Annotated in this window: 28 protein-coding genes; 9 read left to right on the forward strand and 19 right to left on the reverse strand. The window is 74.2% G+C overall.

The annotated features are described in order from the left end of the window. Positions 1–60 precede the first annotated feature (60 nt). On the forward strand, positions 61–1,350 hold the full coding sequence (locus tag BCF33_RS04725) for an HlyC/CorC family transporter (protein WP_106159730.1): 1,290 nt from the start codon (positions 61–63) through the stop codon (positions 1,348–1,350). A 90-nt stretch (positions 1,351–1,440) separates the two neighbouring features. Here the strand turns inward: BCF33_RS04725 and BCF33_RS04730 are convergent, their stop codons facing one another. Beyond that, positions 1,441–3,279 (reverse strand): ABC-F family ATP-binding cassette domain-containing protein, encoded by a 1,839-nt coding sequence (locus BCF33_RS04730; RefSeq protein ID WP_106159731.1) that lies wholly within the window; start codon positions 3,277–3,279, stop codon positions 1,441–1,443. Between the two features lie 148 nt (positions 3,280–3,427). Between BCF33_RS04730 and BCF33_RS04735 the strand changes: the two genes are divergently transcribed. From BCF33_RS04735 to BCF33_RS04770, 8 genes are all read left to right on the forward strand, one after another. Continuing rightward, positions 3,428–4,318 carry a fructose bisphosphate aldolase gene (locus BCF33_RS04735; RefSeq protein WP_106159732.1) on the forward strand — a complete coding sequence of 297 codons (891 nt, stop codon included), beginning with the start codon at positions 3,428–3,430 and terminating at the stop codon, positions 4,316–4,318. 167 nt (positions 4,319–4,485) lie between these two features. Continuing rightward, positions 4,486–4,788, forward strand: a complete 303-nt coding sequence (locus BCF33_RS04740) for a septum formation initiator family protein (protein ID WP_106159733.1) — start codon at positions 4,486–4,488, stop codon at positions 4,786–4,788. Between the two features lie 115 nt (positions 4,789–4,903). After that, on the forward strand, positions 4,904–5,923 hold the full coding sequence (pdhA, locus tag BCF33_RS04745) for a pyruvate dehydrogenase (acetyl-transferring) E1 component subunit alpha (protein ID WP_106159734.1): 1,020 nt from the start codon (positions 4,904–4,906) through the stop codon (positions 5,921–5,923). A gap of 41 nt (positions 5,924–5,964) precedes the next feature. Further along, positions 5,965–6,300, forward strand: a complete 336-nt coding sequence (locus BCF33_RS04750; RefSeq protein WP_106159735.1) for a hypothetical protein — start codon at positions 5,965–5,967, stop codon at positions 6,298–6,300. A gap of 24 nt (positions 6,301–6,324) precedes the next feature. Further along, positions 6,325–7,743, forward strand: a complete 1,419-nt coding sequence (locus tag BCF33_RS04755; RefSeq protein ID WP_106159736.1) for a pyruvate dehydrogenase complex E1 component subunit beta — start codon at positions 6,325–6,327, stop codon at positions 7,741–7,743. Then, positions 7,740–8,045, forward strand: coding sequence for a hypothetical protein (locus BCF33_RS04760; RefSeq protein WP_106159737.1), 306 nt, complete (start codon positions 7,740–7,742; stop codon positions 8,043–8,045). The genes BCF33_RS04755 and BCF33_RS04760 overlap by 4 nt, the downstream gene beginning before the upstream one ends. Further along, a complete protein-coding gene (locus BCF33_RS04765) occupies positions 8,042–8,278 on the forward strand; it encodes a hypothetical protein (RefSeq protein WP_106159738.1) in 237 nt (78 codons plus the stop codon). Before BCF33_RS04760 ends, BCF33_RS04765 begins: the two co-directional genes overlap by 4 nt. Position 8,279: 1 nt before the next feature. Continuing rightward, entirely contained in the window at positions 8,280–9,692 is a 1,413-nt protein-coding gene (locus BCF33_RS04770; protein ID WP_106159739.1) for a pyruvate dehydrogenase complex dihydrolipoamide acetyltransferase, read from the forward strand. Here BCF33_RS04770 and BCF33_RS04775 read toward each other — a convergent pair. The 18 genes from BCF33_RS04775 to BCF33_RS04860 all read right to left on the reverse strand — a co-directional run bounded on the left by BCF33_RS04775 (position 9,689) and on the right by BCF33_RS04860 (position 23,400). Next, a complete protein-coding gene (locus BCF33_RS04775; protein WP_425432747.1) occupies positions 9,689–10,288 on the reverse strand; it encodes a CDP-alcohol phosphatidyltransferase family protein in 600 nt (199 codons plus the stop codon). The two genes, BCF33_RS04770 and BCF33_RS04775, sit on opposite strands and share 4 nt — an antisense overlap. Then, positions 10,285–11,211, reverse strand: a complete 927-nt coding sequence (locus tag BCF33_RS04780; RefSeq protein ID WP_245883723.1) for a phosphatidate cytidylyltransferase — start codon at positions 11,209–11,211, stop codon at positions 10,285–10,287. Before BCF33_RS04780 ends, BCF33_RS04775 begins: the two co-directional genes overlap by 4 nt. Continuing rightward, positions 11,208–11,870 carry a lysophospholipid acyltransferase family protein gene (locus tag BCF33_RS04785; RefSeq protein ID WP_245883724.1) on the reverse strand — a complete coding sequence of 221 codons (663 nt, stop codon included), beginning with the start codon at positions 11,868–11,870 and terminating at the stop codon, positions 11,208–11,210. Before BCF33_RS04785 ends, BCF33_RS04780 begins: the two co-directional genes overlap by 4 nt. Next, the gene (gene cysE, locus BCF33_RS04790; protein ID WP_106159741.1) at positions 11,867–12,667 is read right to left on the reverse strand and encodes a serine O-acetyltransferase; all 801 of its coding nucleotides are present in this window, start codon (positions 12,665–12,667) and stop codon (positions 11,867–11,869) included. Before cysE ends, BCF33_RS04785 begins: the two co-directional genes overlap by 4 nt. Before the next feature lie 46 nt (positions 12,668–12,713). Beyond that, on the reverse strand, positions 12,714–12,980 hold the full coding sequence (locus BCF33_RS04795; protein ID WP_106159742.1) for a DUF7742 family protein: 267 nt from the start codon (positions 12,978–12,980) through the stop codon (positions 12,714–12,716). Further along, positions 12,977–16,864: a baseplate multidomain protein megatron gene (locus BCF33_RS04800; RefSeq protein WP_106159743.1), complete on the reverse strand. Its 3,888-nt coding sequence runs from the start codon at positions 16,862–16,864 to the stop codon at positions 12,977–12,979. Before BCF33_RS04800 ends, BCF33_RS04795 begins: the two co-directional genes overlap by 4 nt. A 6-nt stretch (positions 16,865–16,870) precedes the next feature. After that, on the reverse strand, positions 16,871–17,296 hold the full coding sequence (locus BCF33_RS04805; RefSeq protein ID WP_106159744.1) for an NlpC/P60 family protein: 426 nt from the start codon (positions 17,294–17,296) through the stop codon (positions 16,871–16,873). After that, positions 17,293–18,123 carry a DUF2163 domain-containing protein gene (locus tag BCF33_RS04810; RefSeq protein WP_106159745.1) on the reverse strand — a complete coding sequence of 277 codons (831 nt, stop codon included), beginning with the start codon at positions 18,121–18,123 and terminating at the stop codon, positions 17,293–17,295. The genes BCF33_RS04805 and BCF33_RS04810 overlap by 4 nt, the downstream gene beginning before the upstream one ends. After that, positions 18,120–18,746, reverse strand: a complete 627-nt coding sequence (locus BCF33_RS04815; protein ID WP_106159746.1) for a DUF2460 domain-containing protein — start codon at positions 18,744–18,746, stop codon at positions 18,120–18,122. Before BCF33_RS04815 ends, BCF33_RS04810 begins: the two co-directional genes overlap by 4 nt. Before the next feature lie 11 nt (positions 18,747–18,757). Continuing rightward, on the reverse strand, positions 18,758–19,342 hold the full coding sequence (locus BCF33_RS04820; protein ID WP_245883725.1) for a phage tail tape measure protein: 585 nt from the start codon (positions 19,340–19,342) through the stop codon (positions 18,758–18,760). After that, entirely contained in the window at positions 19,329–19,529 is a 201-nt protein-coding gene (locus tag BCF33_RS04825) for a rcc01693 family protein (protein WP_106159748.1), read from the reverse strand. The genes BCF33_RS04820 and BCF33_RS04825 overlap by 14 nt, the downstream gene beginning before the upstream one ends. Next, positions 19,526–19,858, reverse strand: a complete 333-nt coding sequence (locus tag BCF33_RS04830; protein WP_106159749.1) for a gene transfer agent family protein — start codon at positions 19,856–19,858, stop codon at positions 19,526–19,528. Before BCF33_RS04830 ends, BCF33_RS04825 begins: the two co-directional genes overlap by 4 nt. Then, a complete protein-coding gene (locus BCF33_RS04835) occupies positions 19,858–20,271 on the reverse strand; it encodes a phage major tail protein, TP901-1 family (protein ID WP_106159750.1) in 414 nt (137 codons plus the stop codon). The genes BCF33_RS04830 and BCF33_RS04835 overlap by 1 nt, the downstream gene beginning before the upstream one ends. Position 20,272: 1 nt before the next feature. Continuing rightward, the gene (gp17, locus tag BCF33_RS04840; RefSeq protein ID WP_106159751.1) at positions 20,273–20,671 is read right to left on the reverse strand and encodes a tail completion protein gp17; all 399 of its coding nucleotides are present in this window, start codon (positions 20,669–20,671) and stop codon (positions 20,273–20,275) included. Beyond that, positions 20,668–21,009, reverse strand: coding sequence for a head-tail adaptor protein (locus tag BCF33_RS04845; RefSeq protein WP_106159752.1), 342 nt, complete (start codon positions 21,007–21,009; stop codon positions 20,668–20,670). The genes gp17 and BCF33_RS04845 overlap by 4 nt, the downstream gene beginning before the upstream one ends. Then, the gene (locus BCF33_RS04850) at positions 21,006–21,545 is read right to left on the reverse strand and encodes a head-tail connector protein (protein ID WP_106159753.1); all 540 of its coding nucleotides are present in this window, start codon (positions 21,543–21,545) and stop codon (positions 21,006–21,008) included. Before BCF33_RS04850 ends, BCF33_RS04845 begins: the two co-directional genes overlap by 4 nt. 182 nt (positions 21,546–21,727) lie before the next feature. Next, positions 21,728–22,855: a phage major capsid protein gene (locus BCF33_RS04855; RefSeq protein ID WP_106159754.1), complete on the reverse strand. Its 1,128-nt coding sequence runs from the start codon at positions 22,853–22,855 to the stop codon at positions 21,728–21,730. Next, complete coding sequence (locus BCF33_RS04860) at positions 22,855–23,400, reverse strand: HK97 family phage prohead protease (protein WP_106159755.1); 546 nt, start codon at positions 23,398–23,400, stop codon at positions 22,855–22,857. Before BCF33_RS04860 ends, BCF33_RS04855 begins: the two co-directional genes overlap by 1 nt.

Below are 23,400 nucleotides of genomic sequence, written 5' to 3' on the forward strand. Positions count from 1 at the left end.
TGCACCCCCTGCCCCGCAGGTCAGATAAGGCGTCATGAACCACGCTGTCACGCACCCCGCATGATCGACGCCGCATTCTGGATCACCGCCGGGTCGATCCTGCTCCTCCTGCTGCTCTCGGGCTTCTTCTCGGGCTCCGAGACCGCGCTGACGGCGGCGTCGCGCGGGAAGCTGCGTTCCCAGGCCGATCGCGGATCGAAGGGGGCGGCGCAGGCCCTGCGGATCACCGAGGACAACGAGCGGCTGATCGGCAGCGTCCTTCTGGGCAACAACCTCGTGAACATCCTCGCCGCCTCGCTGGCGACCTCGCTCTTCACGCGGATCTTCGGCGAATCGGGGGTGGCGCTGGCGACGCTGGTGATGACCTTCCTCGTGCTGATCTTCGCGGAGGTGCTGCCCAAGACCTACGCCATCACCAACGCCGAGCGGGCGGCGTCCCTCGTCTCGCCGCTGATCCGCGTCGTGGTGATGGTGTTCGCGCCGGTGGTCTCGGCGGTGCGGGTCCTGGTGCGCGGCATCCTGCGCCTCTTCGGCATCCAGACCGATCCCGACGCCGACGTCCTCGCCGTACGCGAGGAGATCGCGGGCGCGCTGACCCTCGGCCAGGAGGAGGGGGTCGTCCTGAAGGAGGACCGCGACCGCATCCTCGGGGCGCTCGACCTGGGGGAGCGCACGGTGGAGGAGATCATGCTCCACCGTTCGGGGATCGAGATGATCGAGGCGGACGGCGCGCCCGAGGACATCCTGCGCCAGTGCCTGGAGAGCCCGCACACCCGCCTGCCCCTCTACCGCGGCGAGCGGGAGAACGTCGTCGGCGTGATCCACGCCAAGGAGCTGCTGCGTGCGGTCTACCAGCGGCGCGGCACCTCGGAGGAGGAGGCGACCGACCTCGCCTCCTTCGACGTGAAGGAGGTGGCGATGGCCCCCTACTTCGTGCCCGAGACGACGACGCTGGACGACCAGATGCGTCAGTTCCTGCGCCGGCACACGCATTTCGCCCTCGTGGTGGACGAGTACGGCACGCTCCAGGGTCTCATCACGCTGGAGGACATCCTGGAGGAGATCGTCGGCGAGATCACCGACGAGACCGACACGGAGGAGGCGCAGCACCTGCGCCGCGCGGAGGACGGCAGCGTCGAGATCGACGGCGGGATGACGATCCGCGACCTGAACCGCGCCGCCGACTGGGCGCTGCCCGACGAGGAGGCGAACACGGTCGCCGGCCTCGTGATCCACGAGGCGCAGACGATCCCGGTTGCGGGGCAGGTCTTCTCGTTCCACGGCTACCGCTTCGAGGTGCTGGAGCGGGAGGCGAACCGGATCGCGCGGCTTCGGGTGAGCCGGCTCTGAGCCCGCGCGCCGCGCCGGGGGGCGGGTGCTGGGCGGGTGCGGGGCGGCGCAGCCCCCCGCCGCGAGGGGGCCCGCGGCCGCGGCGACCCCCTACCCTTCGGCCTTCTCGGCCAGCGCCAGCCACTCCTCCTCCGCCGCGGCGAGGGCGGCCTGCCGCGCGACGAGGGCCTCGGTCGCCTTCTCGAACTTGGCGCGCGCCGTCTCGTAGAGGTTCGGGGTCGCGAGCAGCCCCTCGAGCTTGCCGATCTCGGCGCCGAGGCGGTCGATCTCGGCCGGAAGGGCGTCGAGGCGGTGACGCTCCGTGAAGGTGATGCCGTCCTTCGGCGGCTGGGGCTTCGACCTCTCGGCGGGCTCCGCGGCCTTCGCGGCCGGCCTCGCGGCGGACCGGGCGGGCCCGGCGGGCCCCTCCCCCTCCCCCTCCCCCTCGCGGCGCTGGGCGAGGTGGTCGGTCCAGCCGCCCGCATAGGCCGTGGCGCGCCCGTCCTCGACCCGCACGGTCGTGGTGGCCACCCGGTCGACGAAGTCGCGGTCGTGGCTGACCAGAAGGACGGTGCCGGGATAGTCGCCCAGCACCTCCTGCAGGAGGTCCAGCGTCTCGACGTCGAGGTCGTTCGTCGGCTCGTCGAGGACGAGGAGGTTCGAGGGCTTCGCGAAGAGCTTGGCCAGCAGCAGGCGCGCCTTCTCGCCCCCCGACAGGGACCGGACGGGCGCGCGGGCCTGCGCCTCGTCGAAGAGGAAGTCCTTGAGGTAGCCGACCACGTGCCGGGGCGCGCCGCGCACCATCACCTGATCCGAGCGGCCGGCGGCGCCGACCTCCGGGTCGCCGGCCAGCGTCTCCCACAGGGTGATGCCCGGCTGCAGCGCCTCGCGGTTCTGGTCGAAGACGGCCATCTCGATCCCCGCGCCGCGCTTCACGGACCCCTCGTCGGGCGCGACCTCGCCCGTGAGCATCTTCAGAAGGGTCGTCTTGCCCGCGCCGTTCGGGCCGACGAAGGCGATCCGGTCGCCGCGCAGGAAGCGCAGGTCGAAGGGCCGGATGACCGGGCGGCCGTCATAGGACTTCGCGATCCCGCGCGCCTCGATCACGCGCTTGCCGGTCCGGGCGCCCTCGTCCAGCGCGAGGGCGGCGGTGCCCGCGCGGCGTACCTGCGCGGCGCGATCCGCTTGCATCTCGCGCAGGGCGCGCAGGCGGCCCTGGTTGCGCTTGCGGCGGCCCGATATGCCCTCGACCGCCCAGCGGGCCTCGGCCTTGATCCGGCGGTCGGTCTTGTGCCGCTCGAGGTCCTCCTGCGCCCAGACCTCGTCGCGCCAGTCCTCGAACCGCTCGTAGGGTCGGTCCATGCGCCGCACCGCGCCCCGGTCGATCCACAGGACGCCCTTCGCGACCGCGCGCAGGAAGGCCCGGTCGTGCGAGATGACGATCCGGGCCCCGCCGCGGCGCGCCAGCTCGCCCTCCAGCCAGGCGATCGAGCGGATGTCGAGGTGGTTCGTCGGCTCGTCCAGCAGCATGAGGTCCGGCCCCTCGCCCAGGAGCTTGGCGAGCGCGGCGCGCCGCCGCTCGCCCCCCGAGGCGGTGGCCGCGTCGCGGGCGGGGTCGAAGCCCAGCCCCTCGGCGGCGGCCTCCACGCGCCAGAGCTCGGCCGGGCCGAGATCGCGGAGGGCGAAGTCCCCCAGGGTGGCGAAGCCCGAGAGGTCGGGGTCCTGCTCCATGTAGCCGGCCGACGTGCCGGGCGAGGTGATCACCGCGCCGGAATCCGGCTGGGCGAGGCCGGCCATCACCTTCATCAGCGTCGACTTCCCCTCGCCGTTGCGCCCCACGAGGGCGAGGGCGTCGCCCTCGTGCACCACGAGCGAGAGGTCGTCGAACACCCGATCCCCCCCGAAGGCGAGCGAGATGCCGGAAAGCTGGAGAAGGGGTGCGCGCGCCATCGTGGGGGCAGCTATGGCGCGCGGGCGCGGGGGTCCAGAGGGGGGCCCGGGCGCGCCGCCCGGGGACGCCCCCGCCGGCGAAGGGGGCGCTGGCGGCGCCGCCGCGCGGGCGCTAGTTCGGAGGCGGTCGGACAAGGAGGATCAGATCATGGACTTCGACGCGATGCGCGAGCGGATCCGCACGGGGAAGGGCTTCATCGCCGCACTGGACCAGTCGGGCGGCTCCTCGCCCAAGGCGCTGAAGCTCTACGGCGTCGAGGAGGACCGCTACGCCTCCGAGGAGGAGATGTTCGACCTGATCCACGCCATGCGCGAGCGGATCGTCACCTCGGACGCGTTCACCGGCGACAGGGTGATCGGCGCGATCCTCTTCGAGCAGACGATGGACCGCACCTTCGACGGCCGCCCCGCGCCGGAATACCTGTGGAAGGAGAAGGGCATCGTGCCCTTCCTGAAGGTCGACAAGGGGCTGGAGGAGGCCGGCGGCGGCGTCCAGATGATGAAGGACATGGGCGACCTGGAGGGGCTGCTCGGCCGTGCGCGGGACGCCGGGGTGTTCGGCACGAAGATGCGCTCGGTGATCGGGGGGGCGGGCCGGGAGGGCATCGCGCGCAACGTCGCCCAGCAGTTCGAGGTGGGCGAGCGGATCCGCGCCGCGGGCCTCGTGCCGATCCTCGAGCCCGAGGTGACGATCACGATCCCCGACAAGGCCGAGGCCGAGGCGATGCTGCGCGAGGAGATCGAGCGCGCCCTGGACGCCCTGCCCGAGGGCGCGGAGGTGATGCTGAAGCTGTCCCTGCCGTCCGAGGACGGGTTCTACGCGGACCTGATCCGGCACCCGAAGGTCCTGCGGGTCGTGGCGCTGTCGGGCGGCTACGCGCGGGACGAGGCGAACGCGCTCCTCGCGCGGAACCCCGGCATGATCGCGAGCTTCTCGCGCGGGCTGACCGAGGGGCTGACGGACGGCATGGACGACGCCGCCTTCGACGCCGCGCTGGGCCGGGCGCTGGACGACATCGCGGCGGCCTCGGCGGCCTGAGGCGGCGGGAACCGGCCGAGGGCGGCTTTCCGCCGCCCCGCGCCCTCCGAGGCACACATGGCCCGCGCAGTTCGAATCACGGAATATTTCGGATTCACAATCCGGCCCGCCGCATGCCACAACCTATCCAGCCGCCCGGAAGAGGCGGCGCATGAGGCAAGTGACGCATGGCACCCCACGGGGGCGGGCCGGGACTGGGTTGGATCGCGTTCGGCGCCGTCGGCCTGGTCCTGGCCGCCCACTTCACCTTCGCCGCGGTGCGCGGCGACTACGGCATGCACCGCCGAGCCCAGGCCGAGGCCCAACTGGCGGAGGCGTCCGCCCGCCTGGCAGAGCTGCGCGCCGAGGAGGCGCGGGTGCGCCTCCTGACGCAGCGCCTGTCGGACGAGTACCTCGACCTCGACCTGCTCGACGCGCGGGCGCGCGCGGTGCTGGGCTACGTCCGCCCGGACGAGCTGACGCTCCGCTAGACAGTGCGCGCCGCGGCGACGTGCGGCGCGGTCCAGATGGCCCCTTCCCTTCGGCGGACCTCCCCTGATAGGGGATAGTTTAACGTTGAACTATTCCTGCGAGGGAGGCGCCGGCATGGCGAAGGCTGCCGCGAAGAAGGCGAAACCGAACGTCTCCACCGAGGAGCTGCTGCATCACTACCGCGAGATGCTGCTGATCCGCCGCTTCGAGGAGAAGGCCGGACAGCTCTACGGGATGGGGCTGATCGGGGGCTTCTGCCACCTCTACATCGGCCAGGAGGCCGTGGTGGTCGGCCTCGAGGCGACCGCGAAGGACGGCGACAAGCGCGTCACGAGCTACCGCGACCACGGGCACATGCTGGCCTGCGGGATGGACCCCAAGGGCGTCATGGCCGAGCTGACGGGCCGCGAGGGGGGCTACTCCCGCGGGAAGGGCGGCTCGATGCACATGTTCTCGAAGGAGAAGGACTTCTACGGCGGGCACGGCATCGTCGCGGCGCAGGTGCCGATCGGCGCCGGCCTCGCCTTCGCGGACAAGTACCGCGGCAACGACAACGTCACCTTCACCTATTTCGGCGACGGCGCGGCCAACCAGGGCCAGGTCTACGAGACCTACAACATGGCCGAGCTGTGGGACCTGCCGGTCGTCTTCGTGATCGAGAACAACCAGTACGCGATGGGCACCTCGGTCAAGCGGTCCACCAAGTCGCCCAGCCTGTGGGAACGGGGCGCCGCCTACGGGATCGAGGGCGAGGAGGTGGACGGGATGGACGTCCTGGCGGTGAAGGCCGCCGGCGAGAAGGCCGTGGCGCACTGCCGGGCGGGCAAGGGCCCCTACATCCTGGAGGTGAAGACCTACCGCTACCGGGGCCATTCCATGTCGGACCCGGCCAAGTACCGCACCCGCGAGGAGGTGCAGGAGATGCGCTCGACCCGCGACCCGATCGAGGGGGTGCGCCAGATCCTGCTGACGGGCGACCACGCCTCGGAGGACGACCTCAAGTCGATCGACAAGGAGATCAAGGAGATCGTCAACGAGGCCGCCGAGTTCGCGAAGGAGAGCCCCGAGCCCGCCGAGAGCGAGCTCTGGACCGACATCTACGCGGACGAGGTCCCGCAGGAGGAGGTGGCTTGAGGCCCCGGCGCCCGGCCGCCGCCCCGTGGGACCCCGCGTGAGTGCTCCTCCTTCAGTCCGCCGCCATCCTCCTCGGCGCGGGGGCGGCCTGGCACCTGGCCTGCCGGCTGGTGCACGGGCGGCCGATGCGCTGGCGCCGGACGCTGATCTGGCTGCCGGTCTGGGCGCTGCTGTCGCTGCCGTCCTTCGCCCTCGGGCCCGCCGCGCCCCTGGGCCCGGTGATCGCGGGCGCCGTGACCTTCCGCCTTCAGGGCGGGCTCGAGCCGGGGGTCCGGCCGGCCGGCCTCCTTCGCGAGGGGCTGGGCGGCTTCGTCGCGACATTCCTCGCGGCGGGCTTCGCGCTCGCCGTCTTCCTTCTCGGCCGACTGGCCACCTGACCACACCCGGAGCGCGCTGAACCGATGGCCACGCAGATCCTGATGCCCGCCCTCTCCCCCACGATGGAGGAGGGCACCCTCGCCAAATGGCTCGTGAAGGAGGGGGACAGCGTCGCCTCGGGCGACGTCCTCGCCGAGATCGAGACCGACAAGGCGACGATGGAGTTCGAGGCCGTCGACGAGGGCGTGATCGGCAAGATCATGGTCGAGGAGGGCACCGAAGGGGTGAAGGTGAACGACCCCATCGCCGTCCTGCTGGAGGAGGGCGAGGACGCGTCGGCCGCCGAGGACGCCGCCGGCGGCGCCGAGACCACCGCCGAGCCGGCCCCCACCGGCGCCCCGGAGGAGGACGCGAGGGAGCGGCCGGAGGCGAAGGACATGCCCGCCGAGGGCAAGGAGCGGCCGAGCCCCGCCTCGGCCAGGGCGCCCGACCGGACGCCGGACTGGCCCGAGGGCACCGCGACGAAGGAGGTGACGGTCCGCGAGGCGCTGCGCGACGCCATGGCCGAGGAGATGCGCCGCGACGAGGACGTCTTCGTGATGGGCGAGGAGGTCGCGGAGTACAACGGCGCCTACAAGGTCACCCAGGGCCTCCTGGACGAGTTCGGCGACCGCCGCGTCATCGACACCCCCATCACCGAGCACGGCTTCGCCGGGATCGGCGTCGGCGCCGCCTTCGGGGGCCTGCGCCCCGTCGTCGAGTTCATGACCTTCAACTTCGCCATGCAGGCGATGGACCAGATCGTGAACTCGGCCGCCAAGACGCTCTACATGTCGGGGGGGCAGATGGGCTGCCCGATCGTGTTCCGCGGGCCCAACGGGGCGGCGGCGCGGGTGGGGGCCCAGCACTCGCAGGACTTCGCGGCGTTCTACGCGCAGATCCCCGGTCTGAAGGTGGCGATGCCCTATTCGGCCTCGGACGCGAAGGGGCTGCTGAAGTCGGCGATCCGCGACCCGAACCCGGTGATCTTCCTCGAGAACGAGATCCTCTACGGCCAGGGCTTCGAGGTGCCCGATCTCGACGACTTCACCGTGCCCTTCGGCAAGGCCCGCATCTGGCGCGAGGGGTCGGACCTGACGATCGTCTCCTTCGGGATCGGCATGAAGTACGCCCTGCAGGCCGCCGAGGAGCTGGCGAAGGAGGGCGTGGAGGCCGAGGTGATCGACCTTCGCACCCTGCGCCCGATGGACCTGCCCACGGTGATCGAGAGCGTGAAGAAGACCAACCGCTGCATCACCATCGAGGAGGGGTTCCCCGTGGCCAGCGTCGGCGGGCACGTCGCCTCGCAGATCATGCAGCAGGCCTTCGACTACCTCGACGCGCCGGTGATCACGCTCGCCGGCAAGGACGTGCCCATGCCCTACGCCGCCAACCTCGAGAAGCTGGCCCTCGTCACGGTGGCCGAGGTGATGGAGGCGGCGAAGGCCGTGACCTACCGATGAGCGACGATCCGGACATCCCCGAGGCCACGGAGGAGGACCTGGGCCCCCCCGTCCTCTCCGTGTTCCGCGTCGAGACCCCGGAGGGCATGCGCTACGGCACGGGCTTCGACCCCGACGACATGCCCGACGCGGAGGAGGCCGGGGCGATCTTCGCGCAGGCGATGACCGCGCTCGCCGTCAGCCGCGTCTCTGCGGGCTACGACGAGGACGCCGAGGCCGTGCTGGCCGCCATCATGGAGGCGCTGGGCCAGAACCTCGCCGCGGAGGTGCAGGCGATCACCGGGCCGGAGCCGATCCAGTGATCCGGGTCGAGGGGGCGGACACGGCCCGCGCGGCCCACCGGGTCGCCCTGCCGGACGGCGCGCGCGGCCTCGTCCCCTGCCACCCGGTCGGCGGCGAGGGGGCCCTCCGCCGGACCGCGCACGAGGGGCTGGCCGCGCGCGCGGGGCCGATCCTCGCCGCCTTCCGAACCCTGAACGCGGGCGGCACGCCGAAGCCGCCCTACGACACGCTGACCCTGACGGGGGACCGCTAGAATGCCGACGAAGATCCTCATGCCCGCCCTCTCGCCCACCATGGAGGAGGGCACCCTCGCCAGGTGGCTGGTGAAGGAGGGGGACAGCGTCGCCTCCGGCGACCTCCTCGCCGAGATCGAGACCGACAAGGCGACGATGGAGTTCGAGGCCGTCGACGAGGGCACGGTGGGCCGCATCCTCGTCGAGGAGGGCACCGAAGGGGTGAAGGTGAACGCGCCCATCGCCGTCCTCCTCGCCGAAGGGGAGGATGCCGGCGACATCGACGAGGCCGAGGCCGACGGCAGCAGCCACGTCGCCCCGGCCGAGCCCACCCCCGCCACCGAGCCGCAGGGCGGCTACGGCCGCGAGCCGGGCGGCGAGGACGGGCCGACCGCCGGGATGCACGGCGCCGGGGCGGCCGAGGCCCCGGAAGCCGAAGGCCCGGCCCCGACCCGGGCCGCGACCCCCGCCCCCGCCCGGGAGGACGACGAGCGCGTCTTCGCCTCGCCCCTCGCCCGGCGCATCGCGAAGGACCGCGGGATCGACCTGTCGGACGTGAAGGGCACCGGCCCGCGCGGGCGGATCGTGAAGGCCGACGTCGAGGGATACGTCCCTTCCGAGAAGCCCGCCCAGGACGCGCAGCCGAAGGAATCGGGGGCTCCGGCGGCGAGGACCGAAGGCCAGAAGCCCGCGATGCCCGCCGGGATGGGCGCCGACCAAGTGCTCGCCATGTACGAGGGCCGCGAGTTCGAGGAGGTCAAGCTGGACGGGATGCGGCGCACGATCTCGGCGCGGCTCACCGAGGCCAAGCAGACCATCCCGCACTTCTACCTGCGCCGCGACATCCGCCTCGACGCGCTGCTGAAGTTCCGCGCCGACCTCAACGCGCAGCTCGCGGCGAAGGGCGTGAAGCTCTCGGTCAACGACTTCGTCATCAAGGCCGGCGCCCTCGCCTTGCAGGAGGTGCCGGACGCCAACGCCGTCTGGGCCGGGGACCGCATCCTGCGGCTGAAGCCGTCCGACGTGGCCGTCGCCGTGGCGATCGAGGGGGGCCTCTTCACGCCCGTGCTGAAGGACGCGCACCTCAAGTCCCTCTCCGCCCTCTCGGCGGAGATGAAGGACCTCGCCGCGCGGGCCCGCGACCGCAAGCTCGCCCCGCACGAGTATCAGGGCGGGTCCTTCGCGATCTCGAACCTCGGGATGTTCGGGATCGACAATTTCGACGCGGTCATCAACCCGCCGCACGGGTCCATCCTCGCAGTGGGCGCGGGCGTGAAGAAGCCCGTGATCTCGGAAGGCGGCGCGGTCGAGGCGGCGACGGTGATGTCCGTCACCCTCTCGGTCGACCACCGGGTGATCGACGGCGCCCTCGGCGCGCGGTTCCTGGACGCGATCAAGTCGAACCTCGAGAACCCGATGGTGATGCTGGCCTAGGCGCGCAGCCCCCGCACCAGCCGCGCCGACCGCCGCCACGCGGTCAGCGCGGTCCCCAGGGCGATCAGCACGAGCCCCCAGAGAAGCGCGTCCCGCCAGACCGCCGCAAGAAGCGCCGCGAAGGTCAGGGCGGCCATGCGCTGCGGCTTGGCCATCGGGCCGGAGAAGTCCGGCGCCAGCCCCTCGGCGCGGCCCAGCTCGCGCAGGTAGGCGGTGGCGACGGCGAGCGCGCCGGCCGCCCAGCCCAAGGCGGGCGCCCCCGCCGCCGCCCCCGCGCCCGCCAGCAGCAGAAGGTCCGACAGCCGGTCCGGCGCCTCGTTCCAGAACGGCCCGTCGGGCGCGCCGCGCGCCCCCTCCACCGCGACCATCCCGTCGAAGAGGTTGCAGGCGAGGCGCGCCTGCACGCAGAGCGCGGCCAGGATCAGCGCCAGGGCGCCCGGCGCCCCTTCCCCCGCGAGCCAGAAGAGCGCCCCGCCCAGCGCCGCGAACGCGACCGACGCCTGGCTGATCCGGTTCGGCGTCACCCCCCGCGTGGCCAGCCAGCCCGCGGCCCGCCGGGCGGCCGGCGCGTTCCGCGCGGCGACCGGCCGCCTCACACCGCCCATCCGTAGCGCACGAGGTGGAAGAACACCGGCGCCGCGAACACCACGCTGTCCATCCGGTCGAGGAAGCCGCCGTGGCCGGGGAAGGCGTGGCCCCAGTCCTTGATCCCCCGGTCGCGCTTGATCGCCGACATGACGAGGCCCGAAAGGAACCCCAGCAGCACCGACACGAACGCGAGGAGCGCGGCCGCCAGCGGCGAGAAGGGCGTGATCCACCAGAGCATCGCCCCCAGCACCGCCGCCGAGAAGGTGCCGCCCCAGAACCCCTCCCAGGTCTTCCTCGGGCTCAGCGCGGGGGCGATGGGGTGGCGGCCGTAGAGGCGCCCGAACACGTATTGCAGCACGTCCGAGCCCTGGGTGACGAGGACGAGGAAGGCGACCAGCAGAACCCCCCTCCCCTCGTAGCCGGGGATGTCCAGCAGGACGAGCGCGGGCACGTGGCTGACGCAGTAGATGCAGACCATCATCGCCATCTGCAGCGCCCCGATCCGCGCCAGGAACCGCTTCGTGCGGCCCGAGAGGACCGAGATCACCGGCGCCAGCACCAGCCCGTAGACCGGCAGGAAGATCGAGTAGAGGCCGTACCAGTCCGCCGCGATCAGCCCGTACTGCACCGGCAGCGCCAGGAAGAAGACCGCCGCCCAGGCCCAGTGGTCGGCCCGGTCGAGATGGGCGATGGTCACGAACTCGCGCAGCGCGGCGAAGGAGAGGAACGCGAAGAGGAGGAGCACCCCCCAGAACCCCGCGAGCATCGCGAGGCCCAGCACGACGACCATGCCCCACCACACCTCGACCCGGGCGTTCCAGTCGACCACGAACTCCGACCCCGGGGCCCGCCGCCGCATCAGCCCGCCGGCCACGGTCGCGAGCGTGAGGCAGCCGAACGCGAAGAGGAAGAGGAGCCAGAGGTCGATCACGATGTCGCCCTCTCGCGCAGGGCCAGCAGCGCCTCGCGCGCGCGGGCGAGGAAGTCGTCCTTCCCCTCGCCTTCCGCCCGCTGCATGGGGCGGCCGAAGGCGATGGTCGAGATCAGCGGGATCGGCACGACCTCGCCGCGGGGCATCATCTTGTTGAGGTTCTCGATCCAGACGGGGACCAGCTCCACCTCCGGATGGGAGAGGGCCATGTTGAAGAGGCCGGCCTTCAGGGGCAGCAGCTTCTTCACCGTCTCGTTCCGGCGGCCCTCGGGGAAGATGATCAGGCTGTCGCCCCGGTCCAGCGCGGCGCGGATCGTCGCCATCGGATCCTCGCCCTCGCCCCGCGCCTCGGGGCGCCGCTCGACCAGGACGGCGCCGAACACGTCGCGCCCGAAGAAGGCGCGGACCGGACCCTTCAGCCAGTAGTCTGCGGCCGCCACGGGCCGGGTGCGGACCCGCAGGTCGGGCGGCAGGACGGTCCAGATCAGGGGCAGGTCGGCGTTGCTCGTGTGGTTGGCGAAGTAGATGCGCTGCCGGGCCAGCGGGCCGCCCTGCACCCATACCGTGCGCGGCGCCGCGAAGAGGCGCATGACGAGGGCGATGGCCCTTCCCGCGAGGAAGGCGGCGAGGTCGCGCAGGACGCCCGCCGCGCGCCTCACTGCAGCAGGTGGTTCATCGACACGCTGGGCTGGTCGCATCCCGCCTCGCCGACGATGCGGGCGGGCACGCCTGCGACCGTCTTGCAGGGCGGCACCGCCTCCAGCACCACGGACCCGGCCGCCACGCGCGAGCAGTGGCCCACCCGGATGTTGCCCAGGACCTTCGCGCCCGCGCCGATCAGGACGCCGTCCTCGATCTTCGGGTGCCGGTCCTCGTGCTCCTTGCCGGTGCCGCCCAGCGTCACCGAATGCAGCATCGAGACGTTGTCCCCCACCACCGCCGTCTCGCCGATGACGATGGAATGGGCGTGGTCGATCATGATGCCCCTGCCGATCCGCGCGCCGGGATGGATGTCCATGCCGAACACCTCCGAGGTGCGCATCTGGATCAGCGAGGCCAGATCCCGCCGCCCCTGCCGCCACAGCGAATGGGCGATGCGGTGCGCCTGCACCCCCTGGAACCCCTTGTAGTAGAGCAGGGGTTGGATCATCCGCTGCGTCGCGGGGTCCCGCTCGGCCACGGCGACGAGGTCGGCGCGCGCCGCCTGCCCCATCCCGGGGTCCGCGGCCTGGGCGTCGGCGGCGATCTCCCGCAGGAGCTGCTCGCCGATCTCTGGCGAGGCCAGCTTGCGCGCGAAGCGGTAGGCCAGCGCCGTCTCCAGCGTGGCGTGGTGCAGGACCGCGCCGTGGATCAGGCCGCCCATGATCGGCTCGGCCTCGATCAGGGCGCGCCCCTCCTCGCGGATGCGGTCCCAGACGGGGTCGACGCGGGGCGGCTGGTGCAGCGGTTCGGCCATGGGCTCCTCCCTCGGGAAACGGGCCTAGCGCGACCCGGCCCCCGCGTCACCCCAGCACGAGCAGCGCGTGGATCATCGCGGCCCGGAACTCCCCCCGGTCGAGGCGGCAGGGCGCGCGCGGCAGCCCCCGCGCGCAGGCCGAGAGCGACCCGTCCCCCCAGAGCGGATGCGCGCCCCCCGTCCGCGCCCGCCATCGCAGCGCCATCAGGCGCCGCCGCCGCAGCCGCCGCGCGCAGGCCGCGGCGTCCGGGGCCGCCGCGCAGGCCCCGGCGGCGGCGAAGAGGTCCCCGGGCAGGGGCCGCGGCCCCCTCACGCCGCACCGACCTTCGCGAACGGCCCCGGCCCCCAGACGTCCGAGACCTGCGCGACCTCGACCGCGAACGGCCCGTCCACGCCGTCCGCCGCCTTCATCGCGGCCGTGTAGAGGAACCGCGCCTCCTCCAGCGTCTCCTCCCGCCGGATGGCGCCGCCCTGCCGCACGCGCAGCAGCCACCGCTCGGATGCCTCGCCGAGGGGCACCTCCCCGTCCCAGCCGTCGCCGTCCACGCGGGTCCGGCGCACCCAGGACAGAACCGTGTCCGCACCGCCCCCGGCCCGCAGGTGCGCGGGCGCGTAGGGGCGCAGCCCCGCGCCCCGGAACGTCCGCACGTCGTGGACGAAGGACGGGTCGTCATAGGGCCGGCCGGCCGGGCCGATCCGGTAGTGCCGCTCGACCCCCCTCTGCGCGCGCCTCAGCGCGAGCGGCTCGGGCGCGCCGTCGAGCAGCACGAACCACGACCCCGCGGGCCAGGCGCCCGGCACGATCCCGTCCGTTCCCGCCTGCCCCCGCAGCCGCATGGACAGCGCCCATTCGCCCGGCGCGGTCGGGGTGGCCTCGGCGAACTGGATCACCTCCCACCCCTCGGCCGAGCCGTCGCCGATCGCCGCCGCGTTGGCCCCGGCGAGAGCGCGCAGGGTTCCCACGCTCTCCAGCTCGCCGCGGATCAGGGCCACCCGCACCGGCGCGCCGCGATCCCACAGCCCCCCCCGCGCCCGCGGCAGCGGGTCGAGCAGCCGCCCCATCACCGCCGGCCGGTCCAGGACCTGCGCCGGGCCGTAGCCCGCGTCGCCCCCGTCTGCGGCGAACACCGCCGCGCCGCCGGGCCAGACGCCCGCGCCGGCCGCGACGTGCGGCGCGTGCGGCGCCTCCTCCCCCGTGAGGAGCGGCAGGTCGAGGAACAGGTGCTCCAGCGGCAGGGGCGGCACCACGGGCCGGGCGGGCACGTACTCGTCCGCCGCGTCCGATGGCTCGTAGGCGGCGGGCTCGATCCGGACGGCCTCGATCGCCCGCGCCGCGCCCAGCTCGGCCCGGTCGATGCGCCAACGGCCGGACCGCCCCCCGATCTCGAACACGTCCCCCGGCGCGAGGCCCCCGCGCGAGGGCGGCAGACTCAGCGACAGCCGCTCGCGCGCCACGCGGACCTCCGTCAGCCACCGCTCGGCCACGGCGCGCCCCTCGGGCGGGGTCAGGGCCAGGCGCACCTCCTCGCCCGCGACGGCGCCTTCGGGCGCGCCGGGCCAGGTGGCCTGCGCGACGAGCGTGCCGTAGTCGCCCTCGCCGTCCACGTGGACCAGCCGCACCCGGCCCGGCACCTCCGCCTCCGGCGCGCGCACGAGCTCGAGGTCGCCGCCCTCCCGCGCGACGAGCCGCTCCTCCTCCACGAGAGCGGGCGCGCGGCCGCCGCGGGGCAGGAACTCCAGGAGGCCGCCGCGCTCCACCGCGTCGAACCCGTGCGCCAGCATCAGGGGCTGCAGCGCCTGCCGCGCCGTCCCGCCGCCCGGCGCCGAGTAGCCCCGCACCAAACCGTGCAGCCGCCCGGTCCCGATGGCCCGCAGCCCGGCGCCCTCGCAGATCTCGCGCACCACGCCGGCCAGCGAACGCGACGACGCCCGCCCGTTCAGCCAGTGCCCGCGCCCGTAGCTCTCGCGGTCGGACCAGATGTCGCCGCGGGCGGGGAAGGCCGGGAAGGGCCGCGCGTCCCAGCACCACAGGTGGCACCGGGCGAGGTCCAGCATCGGCCCGCCATAGACCGGGCTGACGGGGTTGTTCGCCGCCCACCAAGCGTTCAGCGCACGGACGTACTGCGCCTGGATCGCCTCGTCCCGCCGCCCGTCCGAATGCGGCGGCAGCCCGCTCTCGCTGGACCGGCCGTCGTCGAAGAGGTTCGGCGCGTTCGTGCCCTTGTCGACGGCGGCGCAGCCGTACTCGGTGAAGCGCACGGGCTTCATGCCGTTGACCCAGGCGGTCGCCGTCTCGCTCCGCACCCCCCCGATGCGCTCGTGATGGCCCGACCCCCACCATTCGCGGATGGCCTTGGGGCGGAAGACCCAGTCCTCGCCCCAGGCGCCGTCGGTGATCGGCACCCGCCGCTGCGCCGCCTCGGCCTCCCTCGTGGGGTAGTACCACTTGCCGTAGAGGCCGCCCTCTACGTTGCCCATCAGATAGCCGAGGTCGTGGCACACGCCGTGCGCGGCGTCTGCGTGCGCCTCGCCGTCGCGCCAGTCGGACAGGGGCAGGTAGTTGTCGATCCCCACGAAGTCGACGTTCGGGTCCGCCCAGAACGGGTCCAGGTGGAAATGGACGTTCCCCGTGTCCCCCGGATGGTAGCCGAAATACTCCGACCAGTCGGCGGCGTAGGAGACGGCGCAGCCCGGCCCCAGGATCGCCTTCACCTCCCCCGCGAGGCGGCGCAGATGCTCGACGGCCGGGAAAGTGTCGCCGGCCCCCCGCACCTGCGTCAGCGACCGCATCTCCGAGCCGACGCAGAACGCGTCCACGCCCCCGGCGGCGGCGCAGAGATGGGCGTAGTGCAGGATCATCCGCCGCCAGCCCCACTCGGCGGGCCCCGAATAGCGCACCTCGCCGTCCCGCACCCGGAAGTCGGACGCCTCGCACCGCCCGAAGAAGGCCGCGACCTCCGCCTCGGCGGCGGCCGTCCGGTCCGTGGTCCCCTCCACCCCCGGCGCGCGCTCGGTGGTGATGCGGCCCCGCCAGGGATAGGCGGGCTGCCCCGCCTCGCCGGTCCAGGGGTCCGTCAGCCCGTTCCCCGGCCCCGGCTCCATCAGGAGGAACGGATAGAACATCGCCTCCTTGCCTGCGGCGCGGACGGCGCGGATCGCCTCGATCACGGAGCCGTCGGCCGGGGTGCCGCCGTAGACGGGGCGGCCCTCCATGTCGCGGGCGACCTCGCGCGCCTCGGCCCGCCGGATGCCGCCCGCGCGCCAGGGCATCTCGCGCCCCTCCTCGCGGCGGTCCTCGACCTTGGGTCGCACCTCGCACCGTCCCGCCCTGAGGTCCGAGCCGAACCACGACACGACGAGGTTCACCGACCCGCAGTTCGGCAGCTCCCCCTCCAGGGCCTCCAGCGAGGTGGCGAAGTCCGTCCGCAGCGACGCGCTGTGGACGTTGGCCGAGGCGCGCCCGTTCGGGCCCTCCTTCGTCACCGGCGTCGTGGCCAGCGCGTACTCGCCCGTCCCGGGCACGAGGCACACGCCCCGCACGGCCTCGGCCACCTCCGGCACGCCTTCCGGGTCGCCCTCGGCGGGCCGCATCACCTCGAAGGAGAGTTGGGGAACCCGGTTCCCCCAGCGCCCGATGTCGAGGTCCTCGATCACCACGTAGGCCGTGCCCCGGAACGCCGGCGCGCGGTCCCCGAGGGCGGCCGCGAGCAGGGGGTCGGGCCGCTGGTCCCCCGACCCCCCGTAGAAGCGCATGTCGAGGTCGCCGGGCGCGATCTCGCCCCCGTCGGCCCAGACCCGGCCCACGCGCCCCGCGACCCCCTCGCACAGCGCGATCGCGAGGCTCACGGAATAGGAATGCTCCGTGACCTCCTGCTCCTTCGGCCTGCCCTTGCCGCCCCGGCGGGCGGTGGTGCGCGTCTCGCGGAACTCGGACGCCCAGATCACGTGCCCCGGCACGCGCATCCGCCCCCAGACCCGGCCCAGCGGGTCGCCCTCGCCCGCGCCGGTCAGGCGCAGCCGCTCGACGCGGCCCGTCTCCACGGGCTCGGATCCCGCGCCCATGAGGCTCTCGTCGATCAGGCGCCCGGCGGCGGCCCCGACCGCCCGGCCGACCACCGCCGTGGACAGCCCCAGAACCGTGCCCCCGAGGGAGGATCCGGCGGCGAAGCCCGCCGCGCTCAGAAGGATGGTCGCCATGTCGCTCTACTCCCCAGCCGGCCACGCGAAGCGGGCCACGATGCGCCGCGCCCAGGGCGGGGTCAGCGCGCTCTCCACGACGCCCTGCCCGCTATAGGCGTGGATGAAGGTCGGCCCCGGGCCCGTCCGGCCCGCGATGCCCAGATGCTTGGCCGCCGCCCCCGCCCGCATGCGGAAGAGCAGCACGTCGCCCGGCCGCGCCGCCCGCGCGGGCCAGAGGTGCCGCAGCGCCGCGGCGTGGAGCAGCTCCTCCCGCGCCGCCTCGCCCCAGTCGGCGGCATAGGGCGGCGGGGCCTCCGGCTCGGGGCCCAGCACCTCGCGCCAGACGCCGCGCAGAAGGCCCAGGCAGTCGCAGCCCACCCCCCGGACGCTTCCCTGGTGCAGGTAGGGCGTGCCGATCCAGCCCCGCGCGGCCAGGACGACCGCGCTCATGCCGGCACCGGACGGCGCACCAGCCAGTCCTCGCCCGGCAGGTCCGGGAAGCCCCGGAAGTTGACCGCGTTGCCGAACGCGCCCGCGCAGGTCCCGATGCGCTTGTCGCACCCGACCTCCAGCCGCACGCGGTCCCCGGCCACGGGCGCGGCGCCCGGGGCGAACCACAGCGCGACCTCGCGCCAATCGCCGTCCTGCCGGTCCTCCTTGATCGCCGCGACCACGCCCTCGGCCGCGCCGTCCAGCACCCGCAGGGTGCCCCGCTCCAGCCGCCGGGGCGGCAGGGCCGGCGCTTCGGCGAAGCGCAGCACCCGCCCCCCTTCCGCGACCGCGCCCACCCGCGCCTCGACCGACATCCCCGGCGCGGAGAGGTCGACCCCGCAGCTCCGGTCGCCCAGCACCGCGGGGCAGGTCCGCTGGAACACCCGGCCGCCCGGCACGTTCAGCGCCTCCGCCAGCCCCCGCAGCTCCACCTCGAAGGCGCCGCCCGCGCGCGTCACCTCGCCGAAGGTGCCGCGGAACAGCAGGCGCCGGCCTTCCGGCGCGGCCCAGTCCAGCTCCCACAGCTCGACGCCCGCGCCGTCGAAGCGGCCCCTGGCGATGTCGCCTTCCGTGACGGCGGCGTCCGACAGCGCGCCCGCCGCCACCGCGTTGTCCACCGCGAGGCCCGTCGACAGCTCGATCTGCCCCGCGCTCAGCCCGGTGCCGGCGCGGAAGCGGCACCCCTCCCATTCGAGGTCGCGGTCGTGGTCCGTGAAGCCCAGCACCGCGCCGTCGGCCCGCGTCACGCGCCAGGCCCGGCAGCGCCGCCCCTGCGCGCCGCTCACAGCCGCAGCTCCACCACGGGCACCTCCGGCACCTCGCCCGCCTCGAAGGTCGCCACGCTGACTGCGATCCGGTCGGCGTCGAAGCGCACGGGCAGGTCGAACTCGAATCCCGCCGCGACGACCGCGCCGTCCTCCGCGGGCGCGCGCAGGACCACCTCGGCGCCCTCCAGGTCCCAATGGACCCCCTCGCGCATGGGCTGCCCGCCGACGGAGACGAGGACGGACCCCGCCACCGGCTTCACGATCCGCCGCACGTAGGCGGTCTCGCCCGCGCCGTAGGTCTTGGTCAGGGCGAAGCGCGCCGTCTCGCCGTCGCCCGTGCCCAGCACCTGGTCCTCGTGCCCCGGCGCGGCCGAGGGCCGGGCGGACTTGAAGTCCGACCAGTCCTTCCAGCGGAACCCGTGCAGCGGGCCGCGCCGCTCCTCGAAGAACGCGACCAGCCGGCCCATGTCGTCGAGCGAGCGCATCCCGAGCCCCGCATCGAACCGCCGCAGGCTGTCCGCCCAAGGGGTCGAGCGTTCCTCGAACCCGTTCCGCAGCGTGACGATCTCCGTGCGCCGCTCGGGGCCCCCGACCGCGCCGAAGCTCAGGTCGGTGGGAAATCTGACGTCGTGAAAGGCCATGGCCTGCCCCTTTATCCGTTGCGGCGGCCCTGGCGGGCGGCCCTCTGCATCGCGGCCGCGACCTGGCTGCGGCTCTTCAGGAAGGATCCCGCGTCGGGGGTGCTGACGTTCACCGTCACGTGCGCCGGCCCGCCGCCGCCCCCGCCCGCCCGCACGCCCAGCGATCCGTCCGCCCCGCGCGCGAGCGGCAGGATCGCCTCCGGCCCCGCCTCGCCCATCAGACCCGCGCCGCCGCGCATCGGGAAGGCCACCGGCCCGCCCACCACGCCGCCCTTGGCGAAGGGCACCAGCCCCCCGACGAGGCCGCCGACCGCGTCCGACAGCATCCCGCCGAAATGGTCGGTCACGGGCTTCATCGCGCCGGCATAGACCGTGTCCGCCATCGACCGCGCGACGCCCCGCAGCGCCTCGCGCAGCGACCCGCCGGAGAAGGCGACCTCGTCGAACGCCCCCCGAAGCGAACGGGACATCGACCGCGACAGCGCGTCCGAGCCCTCTCCGGCCCCGGCCAGCGCGCCGCGCAGCCCCTCCAGGTGGCGCGCGAACTCGGCCGTCATCGCGCCGGCGCCGTCCAAGGCGTCCTCAAGATCGTCCATCGGTCCCTCCATCAGGATACATCGCGGCCAGCTCCTCCAGCCGCGCGCGGCCCATCCCCGGTCCGCCGCCCCCCGCGCCTAGGATCACCGCCAGCTCGGCGGGCGTCAGGCGCCACACCTCCTCCGGGCGCAGGCCCGCGCCGCGCACCCCCGCGCGCAGGAGGCCCTTCCAGTCGATCCCGCTCATTCCAGCACGAAGCTCCGCGCCAGCAGCTCCGCCGCCGCCTTCGCCGCAGCCACGGGCCCGCCCTCGATCGCGGCGTTTGCCGGGTCGACGTCCACGCCGCCCCCGCGCGCCCCGGCGCGCAGCAGCGCCAGCACGTCGCGGGTCGAGAAGTCCCGCCCCTCGAACCGCTCCACCAGCGCGGCGAGCGACCCGGCCCCCAACTCCGCCTCCAGCCCGGCCAGCGCCCCCAGCGTCAGCCGCAGCGTGCGGGGGCGCCCGTCCATCGTCAGGACGACCTCGCCCGCCCAGGGGTTCGCCCAGGGGTTCGCCCCGTGGTTCGCGCGCCCCATCACGCTTCCACGAACCGCAGCGCGCCGGCCGAGGCCAGGCTGACCTCGAAGGACGCCTCGCCGTCATGGGTGCCCGCGTACTCGATCCCCGTGATCTGGAACGGCCCCTCGACCACGCCGAAACCCGGGATCACCACCTGGAAGTCCGGCGTCTCGCCGCCCCAGAAGGCGGCGCGCATCCGGGCGTCCGTCCCCTCGTCCCGGAACACGCCCGAGCCGGTGATCGTCGCCGACCGCACGCCCGCGCCGCCCAGCACCTCGCGCCAGCGCCCCGCGCTGTCCAGCGACGTGACGTCCACCATCTGCGCGTTGAACGCCAGCCGCGTGGCGCGCAGCCCCGCGACGGTCTCGAAGTTGCCCGCGCCCGTCGCGTCGACCTTCAATAGAAGGTCCCGTCCCGCCTGAACACCCATCCTACTCGCCTCCCCATGCCGGGCCCTCGACCCGGACGTCCCAGTCCATCCGCACCGCACGCCCCCGCGCGCCGTGCGCCGTCCGCGTCCGCCTCAGCCGCAGCCAGACCACGCGCCCCTCGGGCAGCGCGGGCGGCGCGGCCAGGGCGGCCTCCACCTCCGCGGCGACCCGCTTCAGCGCCGCGAACCCCGCCGCCGCGCCCCTCACCTCGATCCGCAGGACCACGTCCCGGATCACCCCCGAGGCGTCCGATGCGTCCCGCCCGTCCTCCGCGCCCAAGCTGACCCAGAGGTCCGGCAGCGGCCCCGGCGGGGGCGCGTCGTGCACCGGCACCGCCAGCGCGCCGTCCAGCCGCGTCCAGATCGCGGCCTGCAGGTCGGCCGATCCCGCCCAGCTCATGCCGCGACCCCTTCCTCGACATGGGCCACCAGCCAGCGCCCCTCGCGGTCGTGCTCGGCCACGGCGAGGACGTCGAACACCCGGTCCCCCTCGCGCAGGCGCTGCTCGGGGCGCGGCCGGCCGGCATGGCCGTGGGGCACCGCGCGCAGGACCACGCGCCACTTCACCCGGCTGACCCGGGCGCCCGCCTCGGCCCCCTCGCGTCCCGGCGACGCTCGGAACTCCCCCCAGAGGGTGCCGAGCGGCGCCCAGGCCCGGCTCCAGCCGCCGGCCCCGTCGGGCACGCGCTGCGGCGCCTCCAGGACCAGGCGGCGGTTCGGCTGCGGGACCCGGCTCACGCCGCGCCCCCGATCCGAAGGCGCTTCCAGGGCGCGGCCAGCGCCAGCGCCGCGTCGGGCCAGCGCACATGCGCCCCGCGCGCGTCGTGGAACGCCGCCGCCAGCGACAGCACCGCGAAGGCCAGGTCCTTCGGCACGTCCTCCCACGCGCCGAAGCCCGCGGCGAAGCGCACGGAGGGCCGGTCGTCCCGCCCCCCGCGGATGCCCACCACGCGCAGCGCGTCGCCCTCGCGCAGCACGGACCAGCCCGCGGCCGCCTCCGTCCCCTCCGGCCCGGCGAGGTCCACGCCCTCGACCTCCGCCTCCGCCAGGGGCAGGCGCGCCGCGCCGAAGGCGCAGGGCATCCAGAAGCGGCGCCGGATCAGCGCCCGCCCGACCCGCCGCTCGACCGCGTCGATGGCGGCGCGCAGGGCGTCCTCCAGAACGCCCTCCTCCACGGCGTCGTCCGCGAACCCCCGGCCCAGCCGCAGGTGGTCGCGCAGCGCCTCCAAGGGCAGGGCGGCGATCGGCGCCGGCTCAAGTTCCCGATAGTCCATGTCCCGTCTCCCCCGCATGGATGTCCGAAGGGCGGGCGCGCGTCCGGCCCGGGCACCGCATCGTGCGGACCCTCGGCTAGACGGCCCCGGCGCTTCTCTCGCCAGACCCGCGCCCGCCCCCTTCCCGGCCGGGTGTCCACCCCCGCCGGGACCCCGGCCCCCGAAGGGGCCGGGACCTCAGGTCACTGGACGGTCGCCAGCAGCTTGATCGCGGCGAAGTCCGTCACGTCGCCGCCCACGCGCTTCGTCGCGTAGAAGAGGACGTTGGGCTTGGCCGAGAACGGATCGCGCAGGACGCGCAGGTCCGCCCGCTCGGCGATGGTGTAGCCCGACGCGAAGTCGCCGAATGCGACGGGCGTGGCGCCCGTGGCCATGTCGGGCATGTCCTCGGCGATCAGCACCGGATAGCCCATCAGGCGCGCGGGCTGGTCCGCCCCCATCCCGTCGAGCCACAGGAACCGCCCCTCGCCGTCCTTCAGCTGCCGCACGGCGCCGGCGGTCCTGCTGTTCATCACGAAGGTCCCGTTCGCCCGGTACTGCGCCCCCAGCGCGTAGACGAGGGCGACGATGGCCGCCCCGTCGCCGAGGCCCCCGTCCTCGCCCGTCGGGACCGTGCCGATGGACCCCCAGGACCAGACGCCGTCGTCCACGGTGGGCTTCGTCAGGAAGCCCGTGGGCTTGTCCACGCCGTCGCCCGCCACGAAGGCCGCCGCCTCGGCGCGGGCGAAGCGCTCGGCGATGCGCTGGCTCAGCCACGCCTCCATGTCGAAGGCCGCGTCGTCCAGCAGCCGCTGGGAGCATTTGGGCAGCGCCGACAGCTCGTGCAGCGGGATCGACACGCGGTCGACGGCCCCGGCGCCGGTCTCGGCCATGCTGCCGGCCTCGGACGCCCAGACGGACCCCATCTCGCCATGGTCGACCAGCACGTCGTAGGAGGTGGCGTCCACCTCCACCACGCTGGCCACGGCGCGGATGCTCGCCGTCTCGGCCAGCACGGAGCGGACCGTCTCCGAGGTCGCCGGATCGACGAGGTAGCCCCCGTCGGCGCTGACGGCCGTGGACATGCCCTTGCGCTCGACGGCGAGGGCGCGCAGCCCCTCGTCGTCGCCCTGGCGCAGATAGGCGCCCATCGCGTCGCGGTGCCCGTCCGCCTCCGCCGCCTTCGTGGACAGCACCGGGCGCCCCGCGCCCATCTTGTTCATCACGCTCATCCTGCGCTCCTGCTCACCGATCTTCGCCTCGACTTCCCGCTTGAAGCCCTTCACGTCCTCCGCGAAGGCGCGCAGCGCCCCCCCGATCTCGTCCGACATCACGATCCCCCTTCCGTGATCCCCTCGCGGAGCGTGCGCCCCGCCTCACGCAGCGCCGCGATCAGCGCCCCGTCCCCCTGCGGCGCACCGGATTTCCCGACCCGCGCCTCGGGCAGCATCGGGAAGGTCACGAGGCTGACCTCCCAGAGGTCCAGCTCCTCGAGCCGGCGCCGCCCGTCCTTGTCCTTGACCGCCTTCACGGTGCGGTAGCCGATGGAGAGGCCGTCGATGGCCCCTGCCGCGATCAGGGCCGCCGCCTCGCGCGCCCTGGCGACGTCCGGCAGGAGGCGGCCCTTCACTTTCAGGCCCCGCTCGTCCTCGGCGACGGCCTCCCAGACGCCGATGGGCTGGGCGGGGTCGTGCTGCCACAGCATCTTCACCCGCCGCCCCGCCCGTGCGGTCCGCGCCAGCGACAGGCCGTAGGCCCCCCGCTCGACCACGTCCCCGCCCTGGTCCTGCTTGCCGAAGAGGGACGCGTATCCCTCGATCGACAGGTCGTCCCCGACCGTCACCGTCTCGAACGAGACGAACTTCCGCTCCAGCAT

Origin of the sequence: Hasllibacter halocynthiae, from assembly GCF_003003095.1 — a bacterium.
GTDB lineage: Bacteria > Pseudomonadota > Alphaproteobacteria > Rhodobacterales > Rhodobacteraceae > Hasllibacter > Hasllibacter halocynthiae.